The organism is Thermococcus sp. MAR1, from assembly GCF_012027305.1.
GTDB lineage: Archaea > Methanobacteriota_B > Thermococci > Thermococcales > Thermococcaceae > Thermococcus.
In genome coordinates this window covers 865,106-886,476 of sequence record NZ_SNUF01000001.1, presented here as the reverse complement: position 1 = coordinate 886,476, position 21,371 = coordinate 865,106, and the positions used below count along the sequence as shown (strand labels likewise).

General features: G+C 53.4%; 22 protein-coding genes. 8 read left to right on the top strand and 14 right to left on the bottom strand.

All coding sequences use genetic code 11. The features are described 5' to 3' along the window. Window positions 1–84: 84 nt before the first annotated feature. Genes E3E25_RS05025 through E3E25_RS05015 form a run of 3 tightly spaced genes read left to right on the top strand, consistent with a single transcriptional unit; the run spans window position 85 to window position 2,254 of the window. Window positions 85–753 carry an HAD family hydrolase gene (locus E3E25_RS05025; protein WP_167892076.1) on the top strand — a complete coding sequence of 223 codons (669 nt, stop codon included), beginning with the start codon at window positions 85–87 and terminating at the stop codon, window positions 751–753. Between the two features lie 42 nt (window positions 754–795). Beyond that, window positions 796–1,062 carry a 50S ribosomal protein L35ae gene (locus E3E25_RS05020; protein ID WP_167892695.1) on the top strand — a complete coding sequence of 89 codons (267 nt, stop codon included), beginning with the start codon at window positions 796–798 and terminating at the stop codon, window positions 1,060–1,062. Window positions 1,063–1,108: 46 nt separating this feature from the next. After that, window positions 1,109–2,254: a tRNA (guanine(10)-N(2))-dimethyltransferase gene (locus E3E25_RS05015; protein ID WP_167892694.1), complete on the top strand. Its 1,146-nt coding sequence runs from the start codon at window positions 1,109–1,111 to the stop codon at window positions 2,252–2,254. A 13-nt stretch (window positions 2,255–2,267) separates the two neighbouring features. Here E3E25_RS05015 and glmA read toward each other — a convergent pair whose 3' ends face one another. From glmA to E3E25_RS04980, 7 genes are read right to left on the bottom strand one after another with little or no spacing between them, the layout of a single operon-like run. Further along, on the bottom strand, window positions 2,268–4,616 hold the full coding sequence (gene glmA / locus E3E25_RS05010; protein WP_167892075.1) for an exo-beta-D-glucosaminidase: 2,349 nt from the start codon (window positions 4,614–4,616) through the stop codon (window positions 2,268–2,270). A gap of 5 nt (window positions 4,617–4,621) precedes the next feature. Beyond that, window positions 4,622–5,602, bottom strand: a complete 981-nt coding sequence (gene glmD / locus E3E25_RS05005; RefSeq protein ID WP_167892074.1) for a glucosamine-6-phosphate deaminase — start codon at window positions 5,600–5,602, stop codon at window positions 4,622–4,624. Continuing rightward, a complete protein-coding gene (locus E3E25_RS05000; protein ID WP_167892073.1) occupies window positions 5,603–6,565 on the bottom strand; it encodes an ABC transporter ATP-binding protein in 963 nt (320 codons plus the stop codon). Further along, on the bottom strand, window positions 6,562–7,533 hold the full coding sequence (locus E3E25_RS04995) for an ABC transporter ATP-binding protein (RefSeq protein WP_167892072.1): 972 nt from the start codon (window positions 7,531–7,533) through the stop codon (window positions 6,562–6,564). Before E3E25_RS04995 ends, E3E25_RS05000 begins: the two co-directional genes overlap by 4 nt. Next, window positions 7,530–8,456, bottom strand: coding sequence for an ABC transporter permease (locus E3E25_RS04990; RefSeq protein WP_167892071.1), 927 nt, complete (start codon window positions 8,454–8,456; stop codon window positions 7,530–7,532). The genes E3E25_RS04995 and E3E25_RS04990 overlap by 4 nt, the downstream gene beginning before the upstream one ends. Before the next feature lie 20 nt (window positions 8,457–8,476). After that, window positions 8,477–9,469, bottom strand: coding sequence for an ABC transporter permease (locus E3E25_RS04985; protein WP_167892070.1), 993 nt, complete (start codon window positions 9,467–9,469; stop codon window positions 8,477–8,479). Window positions 9,470–9,511: 42 nt separating this feature from the next. After that, complete coding sequence (locus E3E25_RS04980; protein WP_167892069.1) at window positions 9,512–11,338, bottom strand: ABC transporter substrate-binding protein; 1,827 nt, start codon at window positions 11,336–11,338, stop codon at window positions 9,512–9,514. A 207-nt stretch (window positions 11,339–11,545) separates the two neighbouring features. Here E3E25_RS04980 and bgaS point away from each other — a divergent pair, with 207 nt between their 5' ends. The 3 genes from bgaS to E3E25_RS04965 are packed head-to-tail and all read left to right on the top strand — an operon-like array spanning window position 11,546 to window position 13,658. Continuing rightward, the gene (gene bgaS / locus E3E25_RS04975; RefSeq protein WP_167892068.1) at window positions 11,546–13,000 is read left to right on the top strand and encodes a beta-galactosidase BgaS; all 1,455 of its coding nucleotides are present in this window, start codon (window positions 11,546–11,548) and stop codon (window positions 12,998–13,000) included. Beyond that, window positions 12,997–13,206 carry a hypothetical protein gene (locus E3E25_RS04970; RefSeq protein WP_167892067.1) on the top strand — a complete coding sequence of 70 codons (210 nt, stop codon included), beginning with the start codon at window positions 12,997–12,999 and terminating at the stop codon, window positions 13,204–13,206. The genes bgaS and E3E25_RS04970 overlap by 4 nt, the downstream gene beginning before the upstream one ends. Window positions 13,207–13,208: 2 nt before the next feature. Beyond that, complete coding sequence (locus E3E25_RS04965; RefSeq protein WP_167892066.1) at window positions 13,209–13,658, top strand: type II toxin-antitoxin system VapC family toxin; 450 nt, start codon at window positions 13,209–13,211, stop codon at window positions 13,656–13,658. Here the strand turns inward: E3E25_RS04965 and E3E25_RS04960 are convergent. Continuing rightward, entirely contained in the window at window positions 13,655–14,458 is an 804-nt protein-coding gene (locus E3E25_RS04960) for a PIG-L deacetylase family protein (RefSeq protein WP_167892065.1), read from the bottom strand. The genes E3E25_RS04965 and E3E25_RS04960 overlap by 4 nt on opposite strands. 115 nt (window positions 14,459–14,573) lie before the next feature. Between E3E25_RS04960 and E3E25_RS04955 the strand changes: the two genes are divergently transcribed. Next, a complete protein-coding gene (locus E3E25_RS04955) occupies window positions 14,574–15,668 on the top strand; it encodes a VIT1/CCC1 transporter family protein (RefSeq protein ID WP_167892064.1) in 1,095 nt (364 codons plus the stop codon). On the opposite strand, the gene E3E25_RS04950 is transcribed toward E3E25_RS04955, so the two are convergent. The 5 genes from E3E25_RS04950 to E3E25_RS04930 form a co-directional block, all read right to left on the bottom strand. Then, window positions 15,665–16,063, bottom strand: coding sequence for a type II toxin-antitoxin system VapC family toxin (locus E3E25_RS04950; RefSeq protein ID WP_167892063.1), 399 nt, complete (start codon window positions 16,061–16,063; stop codon window positions 15,665–15,667). The two genes, E3E25_RS04955 and E3E25_RS04950, sit on opposite strands and share 4 nt — an antisense overlap. Then, entirely contained in the window at window positions 16,050–16,271 is a 222-nt protein-coding gene (locus tag E3E25_RS04945) for a hypothetical protein (RefSeq protein WP_167892062.1), read from the bottom strand. The genes E3E25_RS04950 and E3E25_RS04945 overlap by 14 nt, the downstream gene beginning before the upstream one ends. A gap of 47 nt (window positions 16,272–16,318) precedes the next feature. Next, a complete protein-coding gene (locus E3E25_RS04940; RefSeq protein WP_167892061.1) occupies window positions 16,319–17,689 on the bottom strand; it encodes an MATE family efflux transporter in 1,371 nt (456 codons plus the stop codon). 89 nt (window positions 17,690–17,778) lie between these two features. Then, the gene (locus tag E3E25_RS04935) at window positions 17,779–17,970 is read right to left on the bottom strand and encodes a 50S ribosomal protein L37e (RefSeq protein ID WP_167892060.1); all 192 of its coding nucleotides are present in this window, start codon (window positions 17,968–17,970) and stop codon (window positions 17,779–17,781) included. 25 nt (window positions 17,971–17,995) lie between these two features. Further along, window positions 17,996–18,226, bottom strand: coding sequence for an LSm family protein (locus E3E25_RS04930; RefSeq protein WP_088180356.1), 231 nt, complete (start codon window positions 18,224–18,226; stop codon window positions 17,996–17,998). A gap of 157 nt (window positions 18,227–18,383) precedes the next feature. Between E3E25_RS04930 and glyS the strand changes: the two genes are divergently transcribed. Continuing rightward, entirely contained in the window at window positions 18,384–20,102 is a 1,719-nt protein-coding gene (glyS, locus tag E3E25_RS04925) for a glycine--tRNA ligase (protein ID WP_167892059.1), read from the top strand. On the opposite strand, the gene E3E25_RS04920 is transcribed toward glyS, so the two are convergent. Then, entirely contained in the window at window positions 20,080–21,306 is a 1,227-nt protein-coding gene (locus E3E25_RS04920; RefSeq protein ID WP_167892058.1) for a hypothetical protein, read from the bottom strand. The two genes, glyS and E3E25_RS04920, sit on opposite strands and share 23 nt — an antisense overlap. Between the last annotated feature and the right edge of the window lie 65 nt (window positions 21,307–21,371).

Here is a 21,371-nt window from a genome sequence, read left to right as displayed (position 1 = left end):
GTAATCCCACCGAGAATAAAACCCTTTCGGACAACTTTGGATGGCCCAGAAAAAGTTATAACCCTGTCAGCGATACGTTATGGCATGGTGACGTACCTCTTCGACTTCGATGGAACCCTCGTTGACAGCACCGAGGCCGTTGAGAAGGCCCTTCGCATAGCCATCGAAAAGACCGTGCCGGCGGTTATAGAGAGCGACCTCTACGACGATTACTACAAAGCTCTTTTCCTCTTCATCAAGGGCAAACTAACCTACCGGCACCTAGGGGTTATACACGAGCTGGTGGCACAGGGTACAATCCACGAGTACTACAAGCTCATGCCCAGGTACATCAAAGACTTTCCGTTCGCCAGGGAGGTCATCAGGGAGCTCAGAGCACGGGGGAGGCGCGTAATAAGCTTCTCCGGTGAGCACACTTACCCGGGCGGAAAGGTCATCTTCATGAAGAAGACGAACTGGTACGACGAGTTTGACGAAGTGATAACTTTCAGGGGCACTAAGGACATGCTTAAGAAGTTCCAGACCCTGCGGGAGTTCTACCCGGATGAACCTTTCGTCTGGGTGGACGACAGCCCGAGCAGGTTCACGTACATACTGGATGAGAACACGCTGCTCGTTCAGAAGGCATCGCCGTACAAGAGCGACGTGGCTCTCCTCTTTGAGAGACAGAACTTCCTGAAGATAAGGAGCATCAGGGAAGTGTTGGAGATAGACGACGGGCTCTTCGCCTTCGCAGAGGAGGATAAGACTTAAAAATGTCTGTTGGAGAACCCCCATCCGGTGGAGGTGAGGACGATGGCCAGGGGAAAGGCTCTCGTCCTTGCCTACGCCGGGACGAAGGAGCACCAGGACAACCACCACATGATTCTGAAGCCCCTTGGCATCGACGACAGGGGCGCTGCTTCGAGGCTCATAGGCAGGAAGGTTGTGTGGAAGACCCCAACCGGCCGGAAGATGTACGGCAAAATCCTCAGGACGCACGGCAATCGAGGCGAGGTGAAGGCCTACTTCAAGCCCGGCCTGCCGGGCCAGGCCCTTGGGGACTACGTTGAGATTCTCTGAGCGCAACCCTTTAAACCTCCCAACCTTTTCTTTCTCCGGTGAGATGATGGAACTCGTTGAGGTGCGCGAGGGTCTTGCGAGAATCCTTGTCCCGAAGGCGGAGAGGATATACGACGCCCCGGTCTTCTACAACCCAGTCATGGCTCTAAACCGGGATATAAGCGTCCTGGCCGTTGGAGTGCTCAAACCGGGGACTGTTCTCGACGCCCTCTCCGCCACAGGTATTAGGGGCATCCGCTACGCCCTCGAAACCCCGGCCAAGGAGGTCTGGCTCAACGACATAAGCGAGGAGGCATTCAACCTGATCCTGAAAAACGTCCGGCTGAACATTGGCATCGATGGGGAGAGAATAGGCGAGAAGAGGGTCTCTTTTGAGGGAGAGAAGAGGATCGTGGCCAACCACGACGATGCAAACAGGTTAATGGCGGAGAAGTTTCGCTACTTCGACTTCTTGGACTTGGATCCCTTCGGCTCCCCCCTGGAGTTCCTCGACACCGCCCTAAGGAGCGTCAGGAGAAGGGGCGTTTTAGCCCTCACCGCCACCGATACCGGCGTCCTCTGCGGTGCATACAGAAACGCCTGCCGCAGGAAGTACCTCGCCGAGCCCATACGGGGCGAGCTCTGCCACGAGGCTGGCCTTAGGATACTCATCGGAACCGTTGTCAGGTACGCCGCCAAGTACGACCTCGGCGTCGAGGTTCTGCTCGCTTACTACCGCGACCACTACTTCAGGGCATTTCTGAGGCTCAAGAGCGGCGCGAGGAAGGCCGACGAGAGCCTTTCAAACCTCGGCTATCTCTGGCAGGATGAGAGCGGAAAGTTTACCTACGAACAGGCCTTCCTCCCGGAGAAGCCGAAAGCCTACGGTCCTCTCTGGCTCGGTCCACTGAAGGAACAGGGGTTCGTTGACGATATGCTGAGGCGGGCCAATGAGTACCCCATTGCCCACAAGAAGACCCTCCCGTTCCTCGAAACCATCTCCAGGGAGCTTGACGTTCCGTTCCACTACGACACCCACGCGCTGGCTAGAAAGAACAACCTTCAGGTCGGGAAGCTCGCGGATATAATCGAGACCCTCCGCGGGAAAGGCTACTCCGCAACGAGAACGCACTTCTCTCCCATGGCCCTGAAGACAGATGCCCCGTTTGAAGAGGTCCTCCATGCACTCAAGTCCCAAAATAGAAAGGTGTGAAGGAGGCGTGGAATCAGAACTCCACCTCAAAGTTTCCGGGCTCGTGCTCAATCACGATGATAAGAACACCGTCTGAGAGCGATTCGTCCACGATTTTGCCACCGATTACCCTGACGTCCTCAACGTTCCTCAGTGCCACCTCACTTAAGCCGGAGAGGTGGTTGCGGAGGCGGAGCATCGAGCCATCCCAGCCCAGGACAGTCGCCGTGGAGTAGACGACCTCGACTTTGCCGTATCTGACCCCAAAGGGCAGGAAGAGGGCACCGCGCTTTCTCATCTCTATTCCGTCGAGGAGCTTTGGAACCTCAACGCCCCTGTACTTGACCTTTCCAAAGACCCTGTGGCCCCTCGGGTTGAGAAGGACGAGGTAGTTGCCACGCGGGAGCGCTATTATGTCCCCCTCGGTTACCTCGAAGTCCCTTCCAACGTTCTGCATTGCCAGAATCTCCTCCACGAACTTCCTGTGGAGGTCGTGGTGGCTGCTGTAGTACTGCAACCTGAAGCCGAGAACGATTGCACTTCCCTTTCCCCTCCTCACGAACGTCCCAACCGGCCTGCCGTAGTGGAAGACAAAGGGTTCTCCTCCCCTAACTCCCCTGACCGTGTTCCTGACGAGCATCCTGTCTATTCCCTCCGAAGAAACGCTCGTGAACTGAATCAACCTGGGATTGTCCCTCGCTTTCGCCCTTTCAACCTCGACGCCGAGGAACTCGGCCAAGGCCGAATAGGGCTTCATGTTCTCGTCAAGGTAGGGAAGCATCGGCAGGATTACGAGGTTCCCGCCTCTGGCAACGAATTCAGCGAGCTTGTCCTGGACTTTCCTGCCCATGAAGTCGAGACTGTAAACCCAGAGCTGACCGTATCTCAACATTTCCTCAACGCTCGCCTCCTCAAGGTCAAGAACGTCGAAGGGAACGTTGCTCATGGCGAGGAGAGTCAGAAGTCCCCTTTCCCCTAGGATGTACTCGTTGAGGTTTACGCTTTCCGTAAGGTTCTTCCTGAGGTCAAACAGCGAGAGAGCTTCGTAGGGCTCGTAGGTTCCGAAGGCAACCCTCGGCCTGAGCTCGGAATTAACGAAGTCCGGGTTGTTGAGAATGAACTCGCCGAGCCACTTTATCGGCTCAACGTGGGGCCTTTCGCTTCCATCGAGGCCTATCGGCGAGTATACGTCCCAAGTGATTCCGTTGTGGGACTCGTAGCCCTTCGGATTTTCACCGCCGACGTAGAGGTAGTAGTTGATGTTGTGGATTCCGAGGGAGGCGATGAGGGCATAAAGGTGCTCGGCCTCGTCCGGCTCGATTGTATGAGCTAAGGAGACCTGGGTCTCTATGCTCAGAGGCGGCGTTCCGAGTCTCTCCTGGTAGAAGCGGTAGATTCCGGTCTTGTAATAGATGTGGCCCAGCTTATCCTCCTTAAAGTCGAAGGAGCGGTAGAAGGAGTACCAGAACTCGGTCCAGAGGTGGATATTGAGGTTATTCTCCCTAACGTAGCGGTAGAAATGCCTCCAGGCAGAGAGAAGCAGGTATGGGTCGAGTATGCTTATCGGGACGTCAACGTAGCGTTTCATGTGATGGTAAAGCCTCTCAACGTAGCGGTTGGTCATCCAAATCTTGAAGTGGTGCCAGTCGAGTATCTTCGGCAACGGTTCGTTCTCGCTCGCCGGCGCATAAACCTCGGAGTAATCACTTATAGGCGTTCCGTAGCGCTCGCTCAGCTCGTCGAGGGAGTAGTTCGAGCGAAGCCACTCCTCCCAGAGGCCTCCGGGACGGGTTATTATCTCGTTGTAGTCCGTCAAAAAGGGCTGGAAGATGGTCTCCCAGTAGGAGGGCTCGTCGTCTATGGAGACGCTTATTATCGACCCGCCGTTGGTGTAGAGGTAGTCCCGGATTACCGGCAGAACTGCCTCATACCACTTTGAGACGGCCCCCAGGTAAGTGGGATGGAGGTATGTTATCGGGGGATAATAGATGTCCCCAGGCAGGGGCCCGTTCGGTCCCCTGGCGAGTATCTCAGGGTGTTCTCTGATGAGCCAGTCGGGGATTCCGCCGTTCCTCCACTCGCCGCAGATGTAGGGGCCGGGCCTGATGATGACCTTGAAGCCGAGCCCCTCTGCAAGCTCAAGGAAGCCAACCAAGTCTCTCTCGGCCCTTGTTTCACCCGTGAAGTCAAACTTTCCAGGCTCCGGCTCGTGCCAGTTCCAGGCGACGTAGGTATCTACCGTGTTGAGGCCGTGCCTCCTCATCTTTTCCAGCCTATCTCGCCAGTATCTCTTGGGAACGCGGAAGAACTGGAGCGTTCCGCCGTAGACGATAAAAGGCTCCCCATCAAGGTAATACACCTTTCCATCGTGGCCAACCTTCATAGCAATCACCACTTGACGACCTTGCTCAGAAACCTGGGCCTGTCTGGATCGAGTCCGCGCTCAATGGCCTTGTAATAAGCCAGGAGCTGGATTACCGGGAGGTGCAGGACAGGGCTGAGGATTTCGTCGAGCGCGGGAACTTCGATGAAGTAGTCCGCCCCGGTATCGCGCCTTCCGACGGTGAGAACCCTTGCACCCTGGCTTTTGAACTCTTTCGTGAGCTTCTCGTGCCAGTCGAAGGGCTCGTTCACGAGGAGGACAACTAAAGTTCCATTGTCGGCTATGGACTTGAAGCCGTGCCTGACCTCAAAGGTTTGATACGCTTCACTCCAGAAGAGGGCCATCTCCTTCATTTTGAGCATGGCCTCAAGCGCTACCGGATAGAGTATTCCCGAGCCGAGGAAGATGACGTTCCGGAAGTCAAAGCCCTTGACGATTTCCCTGATGTACCCCTTGCTCCCCAGGACGTCCTTAGTTAGCGACGAGACAGTTTTAGCGTCGTGGGTTTCCCTTCCGTATGAACTGAGGAGAAGCTGAATGAACGAGAAGTAGAAGGCCGTGAACGAGTGCGTCATGACGACGCTCTCCTCGTGGGTGGGGACTACTAGCGCGTAATCGGCTTTCTTTGAGAGCGTGCTCTCGTAGGCCGTGAGCGCGAACCCTGGAACGTTCAAGGCGTTAAGAGCTTTCACCGCCTCGGTCGTCTCGCCGGAGCGAGATATCGCCACGAGAAGCCCCGGCTTTCCTATCGGATACCACTCCCTCGAATAGAGAAGTTCGGAGCAGGGGGCGCTGAACCCCCTGCCCCCAAGGCGGGTGGTTGCCATGGCCAGCGGCTTTGCCAGAAAATGTGAACTGCCACAGCCCGTGTAAACTACCTCTCTCGGTAACCGGAAGTCATGAACCGTTACGAACTCCTCAAAGGCCTTCTGAGCCCTGATTATGCCCTCAGGGGTCTTTAGTATCTCCCTCAGAGTTGCGTGCATTTAATCACCCCCGTAAAGGTGGCAGGCAACCCAGTGGTTCTTCTCAACCTCGCGAAGCTCTGGACGGACTTTGAAGCACTTCTCCATGGCCTTCGGGCACCTCGGCGCGTAGCGACAGCCGGCTATCTCGTAGATGCCGCGCTCCTCTTTCTCAGGTTCGATTCCCCTGAACTCCCACTTCACGTTCAGGTCGGGAACGCTCTCAAGGAGCATCTGGGTGTAGGGGTGGAGCGGGTTGTGGAAGACCTTCTCGGTATCACCCATCTCGACGATGGTTCCCCTGTACATGATTATCGTCGAGTCGCTGATGTAGTAGCCCAAAGCCAAGTCGTGGGTGACAAAGAGGACTGAGGTGCCATACCTGTCCCTGAATTCTCCAAGGAGGTTGAGGACGTCTATTCTAGTGCTCGCGTCAAGCATCGAGACGGCTTCATCCGCTATGAGGAGCTTTGGCTTCACGAGAAGGGCCCTCGCTATGAGGATTCTCTGAAGCTGCCCGCCGCTGAGCTGGTGGGGATACTTGCCCCGAACTTCCGCCGGGTTGAGGCCAACCTGGCTGAGGGCGTCGTCTATCATTCTTTCCCTTTCGTCTCTGCCTACCTCTGGGAGGAACGAACGAAAGACCAGGTCGAACGCCCTGTCTATCTCGTGGAGGGGGTTGAAGCTAGCGAAGGGGTCCTGGAAGACTGCCTGTACCTGGCGGTAGTAGTAGGTGCGCAGCTTCCTCTTGTCAAAGCCCGTTATGTCCTCTCCCTCGAAGAGTATCCTTCCGGAGGTCGGCTTGAGGAGCCTGAGGATGAGCTTTCCAACGGTGGTTTTCCCGCTTCCGCTCTCGCCCACGAGAGAGACTATCTCTCCCTCTCTCATCGAGAAACTGACATCATCGACGGCGCGGATTTCAAAGCCCCCAATGAGGCCGGAGGTGAACACCTTGGTTAGGTTCTGGACTTCGAGAAGGGTCATTGCTCATCACCCCCAAGGAGATGGCAGGCCGCGTAGTGTTCCGGTCCTACCTCGGTCAGTTTCGGCTCAATCTCGCTGCACTGCTCCATCACGTTGGGACAGCGGGTGTAGAAGCGGCAGCCCCTCGGCGGGTTGAGGAGGCTTATTGGGTAGCCAGGAATGCCACTCAGCTTCTGTCGCTTGTACTGCACGCCCATCCTCGGCAGGGAGTTGAGGAGGAGTCTGGTATACGGGTGGGCAGGGTTGTTTATTACCTCATTGGTCGGGCCAATTTCAGCCACTTTCCCCGCGTACATTATCATTATCCTGTCGGCTATTTTGTCGAGGATGGCCAAATCGTGGGTGACGAAGATGATGGACTTAACGATTCCCTCTTTCATGAAGTGGTGGAGGAGTTCTATGACGACCCTCTGCGTCGTGACGTCAAGCGCGGAGGTTATTTCATCGGCTATGAGCAAGTCGGGGTTTAGAAGGGTTGAGACTACCATCGTAGCGCGCTGTCTCATGCCACCGCTCAGCTCGACGGGGTACATATCCGCTACCTTCTCGCTGAGCTTGACCATCCCCAGCCTCTCACGGAGGAGTTCCTCAACTTTTCCCCTGTCGGTGTATCCGTGTTCCTTAGCGAGGTCCCAGACGATGTCCTTGATTTTCTTCGTCGGGTTCAGGGCGTTCATCGCGTACTGGGGGATTATCGAGAGCTCTGTGTAGCGGATTCTTCTGGCTTCCTCCTCGCTGAGTTTCATCAGGTCTTGTCCCTTGAAAAGTGCCTCACCGCCGGCGTGGAGCATGGGCGGTTTTCTCAGTATGAGGGAGTGTACGAGCGTCGACTTTCCGCAGCCACTCTCTCCGGCTATGCCGAAGACCTCTCCCTCCTTGACCTCGAAGCTGACACCGTCAACGGCCTTTACCCTGCCGATGGGAGTGTTGTAATAGATCCTGAGATCCCTGACTTCCAGCAGGTTCATTCCCCTCCCCTCCTGAGCCTCGGGTTGAATACCTCCTCCATTCCCAGGTTGACAAAGAACAACGCTGTGATGATGAGGGTGATTATCAGCCCGGGCGGAATGAACCACCACCACCAGCCGAACTGGAGGGCGTTGTGGGCTATCGCTTTCTGGAGTATCGTCCCCAGAGATACGGCCGTTGTCGGGCCGAGGCCTATGAAGTCAAGGGTCGCGCTTGCCAGTATTGCCCCGCTGAACTGGAGGATTCCGACCATGAAGATGTAGGAAATCATGTTGGGCATTATCTCCTCGAAGATAATTCTGATGTCACTGAGACCAACTATCCTCGCGAGGTTCACGAACTCCCGGTTCTTCAGCGAGAGAGTCTGCGAGCGGACGGCTCTTGCCACCCAGGGCCATCCAGTGAGGCCTATGATGAGTGCCTGAACCTCAGGGCTTCTCGCCTCCAGATACGCCGCGACGAGGATAAGGAGCACTATCGATGGTATGACCAGCATTATGTTCACGAACATCATGAGCAGCTCGTCGGTTAGACCGCCCCGGTAACCGGCGACGAAGCCTATCGTTATCCCGAAGGCGGTTCCGATTACCGCTGCCAAAACCGCCACCCAGAGACTTGTCCGGAGACCATAGACTAGCTGGGCGTAAACGTCCTTTCCGAGCTTGTCCGTTCCAAGGATGTGAATTACGTGAACTTCCCTGCCGGTGTATGTAACCAACGTCTCGTTTGTCAGCGGCGGCAGTGTTTTCGTAGAGTACGTGGCTATCTCCATCTCCGTACCCGGGAGCTTCTCGTAGTAAAGACCATCCCCGGCGAAGGGCGTGAGCATCGGGCCTATGAGCGCGAACAGCACAAAAAACAGCAATATTCCGAAGCCAAACTGGAATTTCCTGTTCCTGAAGGCTATTTTTACCGTGTTCATTCTGCCCCTCCTCGACATCCTTAACCCTCCGTGTAGCTTGCCCTAACGCGCGGGTCTATGAAGGCGTAAACTATGTCGATGACAAAGTTGGCAGCCAGAACCGAGATGACCACCATTAGAAACGCTCCCTGGAGGAGAAAGTAGTCTTGGCTAAGCGCAGCGTTCATCAGGAGTATTCCTATTCCCGGGTAGTTGAAGACTATCTCCGTGGCTATCGCTCCGGCCACCATTAGGCCGAGCTGTAAAGCTAAACCGGTAACCTGTGGCAAAATCGCGTTCCTGTAGGCGTGCTTGGTCATCAGCTTTTCGCTCGCTCCAAGGGCTTCGAGATAGCGCACGTAGTCAGCTTCAAGCTCGTAGATTATCATGTTGCGCATTCCTATAGCCCAGCTGCCTATCATAACGATGAAGAGGCTCAGGAATGGGAGAATCCAGTGGGAGAAGAAGCTCTTTATGAACTCCCATGAGAGGCTCGGCACCAGTGAGGGGTCGTACGCGCCCTGGTATGGGAGCCAGCCGGCTTTAACCCCGATGAAGTATACGAGGAGCATGGCGAACCAAAAGTAGGGCATGCTCGCGAGGAAATAAAAGAGGGGCATCATGTACCTGTCGTATCTCCTGTTCTTGCCGGCGATGGCCCCCAGCCAGTTTCCGACCAGCCAGCTCAAAGCTATAGCCGGAAAGAGGATGGCTATATCATAGGGAAGGGCGTGCCTGATTAGATCCCACACGGGAGCCTTGTAGAGAAGACTGTAACCAAGGTCCCCGTGGAAAAGTCTCACCCAGAAGTTCACAAACTGCCTCCAGAGAGGCTCATTGAGGCCGTAAAGCTCCTCATAAAACTCGATTAGGATCTCCCGCTCTCCGGGCGCGAGGTTAAGTATTGAGTCTATCATGGCTTCTATCGGATTGCCCGGCATGAGCCTGGGCAGGAGCCAGTTGAGTGTGACCGCAAAGAGGAAAGTAACACCATAGACGAGAGTCTTCTGTGCGAGGTACTTCCTGAACCCCATCGTCAGCCCTCCTGAACCTCATACAAAAAAATGAAAAAGAACTTAACGCTTCCTCCGGTAGAGAAGGAGCGGTATTACAGTCAGCCCTATCAGCGCCGCCGGTCCGCAGATTCCTCCGCCGCCGGCAGTGGTCGTGGGACTGCTGCTTGGAGTGGTTTCCGTTGGGCTCTCAGTTGGAGTGGGTGTCTGGGCTGGCTGGACACCCAGCATCGCCAGTGCCGTTCCCCACGTTCCGAATCCGGGCCAGAATATCGGAACGCCGTAGGGGTTCTTTTCGTTGGGCCAGTTCTTCCAGTACTGTGTGCTGGCCTCGTAGAAGACGGTTCCGGTGTAAACAGGAACCGCCGGGACGTCCTTAAGCCATATCTCTGTCAGCTCCTTAAGGTACTGCACCTGTTCGTCCTCGTTGGGAGTCGCCGAGAGCTTCTGAAGTAGTTCGTTGACCCTCTCGTTGTGGTAGTTGCCAAAGTTTGCGGCGCCCTTATCGGTTTCGTTGTGATAGTACATCAGGGCCTGGTAAACGCTATACGGGTCCGCTTTGAAGGTTCCGGCCCAGTGGAGGGCCAGGTCGAAGTCGCCAGTGTTCAGCTTCTGCATGAAGAAGTTGGTCCAGTCTCCCTTGTCTATAACGACCTTTATTCCGAGGGGCTTAAGCTGGTTGGCTATTATCTCACCGGCCTGTATCCAGTCAGAACAGCCGGCACAGGTCACGAAGTGGAGCTCTATGTTCTTTCCGTTGTACTCCCTCCATCCGTCGCCGTCGGTGTCCTTAATTCCGAGCTGGTCGAGTATCTTCATTGCCCCTTGAAGGTCGCCATACTTCCAGCCATAGTCGTTTATGAGTCCATCGGCGTCTATCTTCTTCTTCCAGCCGGCCATGATCGGACCAAGCGGGGTCTGGTCTGGAACTGCACTTATCGGTCCCTGCTTGACTATCTGCTCCGGGTTTATGGCCATGGCTATGGCCCTCCTGAAGGCGGGCATGTTCATGGGCGGCCTTTCGGTGTTGAAGTAGAGAACCACAGGGACAACGGGCGGGAAGTAGGGTTCCCTGTCAAGCCAGCTGACTATCTTCGGGTTCTGCTTCTTCAGCTCGGCTATGTCCAGGTAGTAGGTGGCAACATCGAGGTCGCCCTTGAGGAAGGCGTTGGCAGCCTGGTCGTTGCTTGAGATGTAAAGCTGAATGATGTACTTAGCGGCGGGCTTGTTGAAGTACTTGGCCCCCCACCAGTCCTCGTTCCTCTCGAGGATAGACTTCTGTTGCTGAACGACTTCCTTGAGCTTGTAGGCTCCAGAACCGATGAGATACTGCTTCTCGTCCCCGGTAAAGGTCATGGTCTTGACCTTCTCTGGATCGAGGTTCTCAAAAATATGCTTCGGGATGATAAGGGTGGTGTAGAGGTTGCTCCTCCATACCCAGATGTTGGGCTGGCCGGAGAAGACGAACCTCACGGTCCTGTCGTCAACGACCTTTATCTCCTTTAGCCCCTCGATCTTCTTGAGACCGAGCTTCTCATAGTACTCGAAGGAGAACTTAACGTCCTCAGCCGTCAACGGCTTTCCGTCCTGCCACTTGGTACCCTCACGGAGCTTGACCTCAAAGGTCGTGCTGTCAATCCACTTTCCATACTCAGCCAGCCAGGGCTTCAGCTCGGTGGTCATGAAGTTCAGCATGAAGAGGGGCTCAAAAACAAGACCATCGATACCTATTATGTTTCCTCCCTGGAAGGGGTTGGCACTTGTTGGAGGTGCACTGTTGGCTGTGTATATGGTTTCGTTTCTTGGAAAGTCCTCCGCACGCACGGAGGCGAACCCTATCATACCGGCCAGAAGAAGGGCCACCAAAGCAAAGCCGAGGTACTTTTTCATAGTTTCCCACCTCATTATAAATAATGTCAATTTTATAACACTGTCGGATTCTATATAAGCTTTTTGGTGGTCACAGAGTGCCACTAATGTACAGCTATATGCAAGATACAGGGGAGGATGCACGTGGATATACCATTACCCATGCCCAAGGATGCTCATAGGAAAATTATAAAAACATCAAAATCTATAACTGTCCAGGTGAAACCCATGGAGCAATTTCACTGGGGCGTCGTTCAATCGGCATTTCAGTTCGAGATGGGGGACCCTTACCGGAGGAACATAGACGCGAGAACCGACTGGTGGGCCTGGGTCAGGGACGGGTTCAATATAAAGAATGAACTCGTCAGCGGGGATCTGCCGGAGGACGGGATAAACAACTACGAGCTCTATGAGATCGACCACCGCCTAGCCAAGGATTTGGGACTGAACGCATACCAGCTCACAATAGAATGGAGCAGGATCTTTCCCTGTCCAACCTGGAGTGTTGACGTAGAGCTGGAGAGGGATTCGTACGGGCTTATAAAACGCATTAAAATAAGGAATGAACACCTCGAAGAGCTTGATGAACTCGCCAACCGAAAGGAGGTTGAACACTACCACTCAATCCTGAGGAACCTCAAAAAGCTCGGCTTCTCAACCTTTGTAACGCTGAATCATCAGACACTTCCACTATGGGTTCACGACCCGATATCGGTTAGGAAAAACCTTGAAAACACCCCTGCGAGGGGTTGGGTGGATGAGGGAAATGTGGTAGAGTTCGCCAAGTTCTCTGCCTACATTGCGTGGAAGTTCGGGGAGCTCGTGGATTACTGGGCAACCTTCGACGAGCCGATGGTCACGGTGGAGCTCGGTTATCTGGCCCCTTACGTTGGCTGGCCGCCGGGAATCCTCAATCCAAAGGCGGCTAAAAGGGTTATCATCAACCAGATGGTTGCCCACGCAAGGGCCTACGAGGCTATAAAGGAGCACACCAAAGCCCCTGTCGGGATAATTCTCAATATAATCCCGGCCTACCCGAAAAATCCAGCCAGCGAAAAGGACCTCAAAGCCGCGGAAAACTACGACTACTTCCACAACAGGCTCTTTCTTGAAGCCCTCAACAGGGGCCGGGTTGACCTGGAGCTTGATTTCAATCCCGTGAGGATAGCCCACATCGAAAGGAACGACTGGATAGGCAACAACTACTACACGAGAGAGGTCGTCAAGTGGATGGAGCCGAAGTTCAAGGAGCTGCCCATGGTAAGCTTTGTGGGAGTGGAAGGCTACGGCTATTCTGGAAACCCGAAGAGCGTCTCGCCAGACAACAATCCCACCAGCGACTTCGGCTGGGAGGTGTACCCAAAAGGCTTATACGATTCAACTATGGAAGCTCTGGAGTACGGGAAGCCCGTGTTTATAACCGAGAACGGAGTCGCGGATTCAAAGGACGTACTGAGGCCGAGGTATATAACGGAGCACGTGGACGAGGTAAAGAAGCTCGTGGAGACAGGGGCTGATGTGAGGGGATACTTCCACTGGGCTCTGACGGATAACTACGAGTGGGCGATGGGCTTCAAGATACGCTTCGGCCTCTACGAGGTTGACCTCATCACAAAGGAACGTATTCCGAGAAGAAGGAGCGTTGAGACCTACAGAAAGGTTGTTGAGGAGGGATTGGAATGAAGACGATAGCCGTGGATGAGAGCACATGGAGAAAGATAAAGCTCCTCAAGGACAAGCTTGATGCTCGCTCCTACGACGAGGTACTCCAGAAGCTCATTGAGACCTGGCACCTCGTGGAGCTTGACAAGAAGGTGGACAACGTCATAGTTGACGAGGAGGAAGCTGAGGTTCTCATCAACCTGCTTGAAAAGAAGAAGGGGAGTTGAAGATGCCCCTGCCAGAGGACATAACCTTTGACAGCATAACCCTCCTCAGGATGCACACCGCTAAGAGGAAGAGACAGTTGGAGATAACCCTGGCCAAGTTCAACGTCTCCCTCTCCATAATCACGGTCTACCGCTATCTCTCCGCGAAGGCGTACCTAAAGAGAAACGTGGAGGGAGAGCTTGAGGTTCTTAGAGACATTTACACTGTGATACCCCTGAACGATGAGATAATAGTCAAGGCCGCCCAGATAGAGGCTCACCTCCTCCAGAAAAGAAAGATGCTCGATCTTGAGGACGTTCTGACGGCGGCAACTGCGATATGGAGCAACAGCCTGCTCGTTACCGACGATCCCAAGAGGTACGAGGTGATGCGGCAGTTTGGCCTTGACACCATGCCCCTGGAGAAATTCCTGCGCGAACTCGAAATAATAGTGGAAAGGGAGCTGGGTTAAATCAGCTCCGCGAAGGGGGTTATGTGGAGAAAAAGCCCCGGCATGAAGCGGAGTCCTTCAGCGTACTTTACCCCCGCTTTTTTACCGTAGTAGAGCGCCACAGTTCTTAGGAAGGGCTCCCACTTTTCCCAGACGTCATCTGTAAACTGACTTTTGTGGGCCCGTATCGCCCTCAGCTTGAGCTCCATAACGTCGGTTACATCGACGAAGTAGTTCGGCTTGGCCGTGTAATAGAAGCCGAAGAGATCAACCTGATGCGGCTTCAGTCCGAGGTAGCGGTCGCTTCTGCCCACGTTAGGCAGTGGGGAGAACGATACCGCCTCAATGGCGAGCCTTCCTGCCGCTATGTGGTCCGGGTGACCCTCGTAGGGGAGCCAGGGGTCTGGGGCTAAAACCGCATCGGGTTTCTCTGACCGTATAACTCTGATTATCTCCTTCCTGACCTCGGGGGAATAGGGAAGTTCGGTGTCCCTGTAGTCTAGCCACAGAATTTTATCAACCCCAAGCAACTTTGCGCTTTCAGCTTCCTCCCTCCTCCTCACGAGGGCAAGCTCTTCCCCGGTTGTTCCATCGTCGTCGGTGCCCATGGAGCCGTCCGTGAGGCAGAGGTAAACGACCTCCTTTCCCATCCCGGTGAGCTTCCTAATGGTTCCACCAATTCCTATGACGCAGTCGTCGGGATGCGGTTCGATGCAGAGAACCTTCTCCACCTCCGAGAAGGGGTCGCTCAGGTCAAACTCGAGCACCTCCTCGAGAAGTTTCCTTAGAGCCTCGTCAAAATCGGCAACCTTTTCGAACATGGCCCTCCCCCACTTATAAACACTGCTGGTTTTATAGAGCGAGTGAAATATATAAATCCTCCGGTTAGTTCGATAGGTATTTTAAACCCTCTTTCCAACCTTGAGGGGGATAAAGATGGACGAGATGCTGGAACTAGCGAGGGGCTTTTATAAGGACGAGTACGCCGATTCAGTCCTCTACGCCCAGCTTGCAAGGATTGAAAAGGACGAGGAGATAAGGAAGGAATTTCTTCGGCTCTCAAATATCGAGTCAAAGCACGCCAAGTTCTGGCACGACTTCATAAAGCGGCACGGGGGGAAGGTTCCAAAGCCTTCCGTGAAAAGGCTCACAATCTTCAGCGTCAAGCTCCTCAGAAGGCTCCTTGGACCGGGCTCGGTCGCTTCGCTCCTTGAGATGGGTGAGAACAGTGCGATACAGAAGTACTTCAAGTACCTCACGACCTACGCGGACAGGTTCAACAAGGATGAGTTGAGGGAGATAAAGGATGTTATACTGGACGAGCTGGAGCACGAGAAGTTCTTCTACGAGAGCAAGGAGCGCTTCCACGTCGAGAATACCCGCGACCTCGTTCTGGGCATGAACGACGGGCTGGTTGAAATCCTCGGAGCAGTTACGGGTCTGTCCGCGGTCTACCCGAACAGTCCGCAGCTCGTTGGAATAAGCGGCCTCATAGTCGGTGTAGCAGGCGCGCTCTCGATGGCGATAGGCACCTTCGTCTCCGTCCGCTCCCAGAGGCAGATTAAGGAGTCAATACGCGAGAGGATGGAGGTTCTCTTCAGAGTCTCGCCGGAAAGAGCCGCTGAGGAGCTTGTGGAAAAGCTCGTTGAGGGAGGAATGCCCGAGGAGGTTGCTAGGGAGGTTGCCAAAGAGCTATCCGACAACAGCGAGGCGGTAATGCAGCTACTCCTTCCGGAGGCTGAGGAGAACGAGATAAGGGCGGCTCTCTACACGGGCTTCGCCTACCTCCTCGGTGTCGCTTTCCCGGTTACGCCATACTTCGTAGCTTCCAGTTCGCTGACCGCGCTCCCGTTCTCGATACTGCTGGCGGGCTCTGCTTTAGCCATAGTGGCGACCCTGATATCGCTCCTCTCTGGAATCTCCATCAGAAAGAAGGTCGCGGAGATGGTGGCAACGGGGCTTGGAGCTGCGTTCCTGAGCTACCTCTTCGGCCGGCTCATGGAGACCCTCTTCAATGTCTCGGCGCTTTAGAGATAGGTTACCTCAACGCCGAGCTTCTCGGCTATTTTTCCCTGTTTCTCATCGCTCGTTGCAAGCTTGCCGTACTTGAGTGCCTGGGCGATGTAGAGGGCGTCATAGATTGGGATTCGATGGTTAACACTTATCCCCCTTGATTTCGCCAAATACTGCATTCCATTCTCAAGAACGACGACGTTCGGGAGAGCATCCACAACCTTTGATCTCTTATTGAACTCCTCCAGGGATATCTCACCGTAGAGGACGTGATGTTTCCAGAGGGCGTTTGAAACCTCAGCCAAGGCGTAGTCAAGCGAGACGACGTCTTTAAAAAATAGCTCCTCTACCAGCTCCCAGCCGGGTTCGAGGAGAACGTACTTTGCAAGCACTGAGGCGTCAATTACTATCACGGTCCTCCCTCACGTACCTTTTTGCAGTTCCTTCCTTAGCGGGGGTTCCCCCAGCGAGTAACTCGTGCATCATCTCAATGGTTCTTCTTTTCTCCTCTTTGCTTATCCTCAAAGCTATGAACCGCCGTATCTCCTCGCTCCAGTTGATGTCGTACTTCTTCATCTTCTCCTTTAACTCGTCGGGGACGCGAACGCTTATGACGGCCATACGACCACCGTTTACAGAAACGCATTGCAAGGATATAAACGTTGTCGTCATACCCTCACGTGCTTCCACTTGCCTCGCTTGAATGCCCACCAGAAGAGAGCGGCGGTTGTGAAGGTCTCTAAGCTCATGGCTATCCACGCGGCGATGACCCCAAGGCCCTCAAAGTGCACCGGCCCGATTGAAAAGCCAAAGCCGAGGATGTATGCCGGCACTATGCGGAAGAGGAGCTTGCTGACCGCTGTGATGTACATCGGCGTTTTAGTATCGCCGGCTCCCCTCAGTGCACCTCCAAGGACGAAGAGCCATCCGAGGGGAATCTCGCTTATTCCGACTATTATGAGGTATATGCTCGCCAGTCTCATGACCTCGCTGTAGTTCGGGTCGCTCGGGCTTATGAAGGGCATGACAAGGTAGCGCGGGAATATTATCAGGACAGCCGCCATGACGCTCATAAACAGGCCCACCATCTTGAGCGCCTCATAGACGGTCTTTTCAGCCTTTTCGGGTTTTCCTTCACCGAGGCTCTGACCGACTAAAGCTGATGTCGCCACGTTGAAGCCGAAGGCGGGCATGTATGCTATGCTCTCAACGCGGAGACCAACCTGATGGGAGGCAAGGGCCACGGTTCCGAAACGCGTAACGATGCTCATATAGAGGAAGTTGTAGAAGCTGAAGATGCCGCGCTCTATCATCGTTGGCACACCGATGCGGAGGATTCTGCTCGCCATCTCGGGGTGGAAGCTCCAGCTCGGCCGGAACCTCAGCACGAGCCTCCCGCTCCAGAGGAGGTAGAGACCGATAAGGAACGAGGTGGTGATTCCTATTCCCGATGCCCAGGCCGCTCCAACGGGGCCGAGCTGTGGAAAACCGAGCTTTCCGAATATGAGGAGGTAATCGAGAACCGCGTTTACCACGTTCATAAGGATGCCGAGCTTCATGGGTGTCTTCGTGTCTCCAGCCCCTCTGAGGGCCGAGAAGGCCGTAAAGCCGGCGAATCGAATGGGATAGAAGGCAAAGATTACCTTAATGTACTCGTAGCCCAGAGCAACTACGTCCGGCTTAGCGCCCATTATCCTCAGGATGTCGTCGCCGAGAAACCAGCCGAAGAGCATGACGGGGATTCCAAGGAGGAACGCCAGGTAAAGGCTCTGCTCCAAAGCTAAGGTTGCGTTTTCCTCGTCTTTAGCCCCAACGAACCTCGCCACCAGCGCGAGGGTCCCCGTGGCTACGGCAGCCATAATGGGCATCATGAACCAGCTGACCTGACCGCCGAGGCCGACAGCGGCTAAGGCCAAAGCCCCGAGCTGGCCGACCATCATCATGTCCACTAGGTTGAGAAGCGTCTGGGATATGTTGCCCATGATTGCGGGCCAGGCAAGCTTCCAGAGCCTTCTCTGCTCCTCGTTGAAGTGCAACATTAAGACGTCCCTCTAAACGAACAGAATGACATTTAAGTTAATAAGAATTGCGGTGAACCGGAAGATGCAGAAGGAGAAAATAAAAAGGGTCAGTAGGGGAGGTTCCTCTTCTTCCTCCACTTGTGGGACCAGCTGTACTTCCTCATGCGCCTGCTTCTGCCGAAACCGCAAGCGGCGCAGTAGCCCTTCTTGATGTTGTAGGCGCGCCTTCCACAGCGCCTGCACTTAATGTGAGTTGGAGTGTGGTTCCTCCTGCCCTTCGGTGCAGTCCCGCTTCCCATGCTATCACCCCTCTAAGGTCTCACTTCACTCAATCTCGACAGGGGAAATGGCCAGAACGTTGTCTCCCCTGATGACGATTTTACCGTACTTCTTCACGACCTCGCCGTCCTGAATTAGGGCGGCATCGGCGAGGACGACGTTCAGGTGGATGTCATAACCGATGAGCTTCCCTCTGAACTCGGAACCCCTCTTCAGGAGCACGAGCACGTCCTTGTCAAGCGACCTGTGGATAACGTCGAGTGGTCTTTCCGCCATTTTCACGCACCTCCAAATAATCAAAGCTCGTAACGATAACGAGGGAAACGGTTTATAACTCTTTCCGTTTCCAGAGGAAGGAACGTTGACGGATAGACGAGGCCCCTCCCAAAAGCTTTTTATGAAATGGCCTTACTCCAGTTTCAGGTGGTGAGTGATGGGAGAGGTGGATAAGTACGAGATTCTTCAGGATTTGATGAGAAGGAGAGGCTTTGCCTGGGGAAGCTTTGAAATCTACGGCGGTGCGAGGGGTTTTTACGATTACGGTCCTCTTGGAGCTACAATAAAGAGGAAAATCGAGCGGAAGATACGCGAGGCCTTCCAGAGGGAGGGCTTCTTCGAGCTTGAGACCCCGGATATAACTCCTGAGAAGGTCTTCATAGCGAGCGGCCACGTTGACAAGTTCGTTGACCCGCTGGTCGAGTGTAAGAAGTGCGGTGCGCGCTTTAGGGCAGATCACCTCGTTGAAGAAGCCCTCGGCATAGACACAGAGGGCATGAGCGCCGAGCACCTAACTGAACTCATCCGCGAGCACGACATCCGCTGCCCCGAGTGCGGCGGCGAGCTTTCCGATGTCTGGTACTTCAACCTCATGTTCGAGACCAAAATCGGTCCCTACGGTGACCAGAAGGGCTACCTGAGGCCTGAAACGGCTCAGGGCATCTTCGTCAACTTCAGGCGCTTAAACGCTTTCGCAAGGAACAAGCTCCCCTTCGGTGTCTTCCAGATTGGAAAGGCCTACAGAAACGAGATTTCGCCGAGACAGGGGATGCTCCGCCTGAGGGAGTTCACACAGGCTGAGGCAGAGATATTCTTCAACCCTAAGGAGACGGAGCATCCGCACTTCGACGAGGTCAAGGACGAGGTTCTGCGCCTCTATCCAATAGAGCACCAGCTCAAAAACCTCGGGATGATTGAAATAACCGCCGAGGATGCCGTCAAGAAGGGCTACGTCCTGAACACATTCTTCGCCTACTACATGGTCATGGTCAAAAGAACGCTCCTCGACATCGGTATCCCCGAGAAGGCCATACGCTTCCGCCAGCAGCTGCCGGAGGAAAGGGCACACTACTCAAGCGACACCTGGGACGTTGAGATACACAGCGAGCGCTTCGGCTGGGTGGAGTGCGTCGGCATAGCCTACCGCGGCGACTACGACCTCAGCAAGCACATGAAGATGAGCGGGGCTGACTTAACCGTCCTCATACACTACGACGAGCCCAAGATAGTCAGACGCCTCAAGGTAAGCCTCAACATGAAGAAGGTTGGTCCCAAGCTGAAGAAGGACGCCAAGAGGATAAACGACCTCATCCAGGGCTGGGATGAGGAGAAGAAGCGCGAGCTGGTTGAACTCCTCGAAAGGGACGGAAAGGCTATCATCGAGGGCTACGAGCTTGAGAAGGACGACTTCATAATCAAGGAAGTAGAAGAAAAGATCACCGGAGAAAAGATAGTGCCCCACGTCCTCGAGCCGAGCTTTGGAATAGACAGGCCGTTCTACCTGCTCCTTGAGAACAGTCTCGTCATCGAGGAGGATAGAACCTACCTCAAACTGAAGAAGGATATGGCGCCGATCGAGGTCGCGGTTCTGCCCCTCGTCGCCAAGGAGCCACTGAAGAGCATAGCCTACGACGTCTTTAGAACACTCCAGAAGGCGGGCTTCATAGTTGTTTACGACGAGAAGGACACCATCGGGAGGAGATACATCCGCTACGACGAGATAGGAACGCCCTACTGCGTCACAATAGACAACCAGACGCCCGAGGATAACACCGTTACTATCCGCGACCGCGACACGAGGGAGCAGATGAGGGTGAGGATCGAGGAGCTGCCGGAAAAACTGAGGGAGCTTATCATGAGTGAGTCTGGAAAATGAATATGACAGCATTTATCAGCAGTGCTACAATTGCAGCCGCTACCTCTCCAATATTTCTTGAAGATGCAAAAAGCAAGGGATCCTCTGAGAGTAATTTCTCAAAGAGGTCTACAATTTGAACAGCCATCTGATTTTCCTCGTTAATAAAACGCAATTTAACTTCTCCTAATTCTGTAATGAAGATGCTCTTAAACTTGAATGAAAGCCTGAATATCAAGTAAGTAAATATGACGACCACACTGAGTGCCGGGATGAGAATTATGTAAAGTGTTGTTTTGAGGTCATGTATCTCTTTAGAGGACAAATTTTTCCCTATGATTGGAAGAAGTGCTAGGATATAGAACACTAATGAGATAACTATTATTGTTCTCAATGCTATAGATAGGATAGGTGCAAATATCCTTTTGAGTTCTTTCTTGAACTCCATAAAACATTTTAGTGGATAACCTTCTCTGCAATTAGAAAGATTGCCTTCGAGTTGTTCTCCATCCCATGTTGCCCGTACAATCTTCTCAATGTATTTATCCAAGATGTAATCATGCATTGAGCGCGAGATGGTTAATGTTGTGTAGAGATCATAGGAAAACCTAAATGATACAACAACACCTGAAACAGCTACCATCCAGAGAAGAAGATAAAAGGGAGCGGATATCCAGAGATAAATGTCATTGTTTTTTACAACTAAGGGAAACCAAAATAACAATATTGGGAGGAGAGTTAATAACACAATTGCTAAGTTCAAAACACAATAGTTTAGGGGCTTTAATTTAGGTTTGGATCTTTTATCCAGCAATACCGAAAACATTTTTTCTAGTGTAATATAATGAACAAAATTATGAGATTCCGCTTGGGATCTAGCGAGAGTTCGTTCGACTGCAGGGTACACTAAGATTGTTCCAATAATCCAGATTACAAATCCCAGCAAATAGTATCCGACAAAATCTGAAAAACTTAGTCCATTAACATGTAAATGGATAATAGTGAAGGCTTGAGAAAGCAATATAACCACTAGAATTGGTACCGGAAGTATATCTTTTATTTTTTTGTACCATTTCCTACAGAACAGACTTTTCCAAGTATTCTCTTTTGTGCAATCTGGGGGATATGTTAATACTAACCCTAACTGCTCAACAATTAAATGATCTCCCATACAAATCCTGGTTATAATACCTTCTAATACCCTCTTTATAACATCAATTCCCATTATTTAGTTTTTTGACTCAAGTATCAATTTAAAGATTTCGGCACATTTATAACATTTCACTCAGT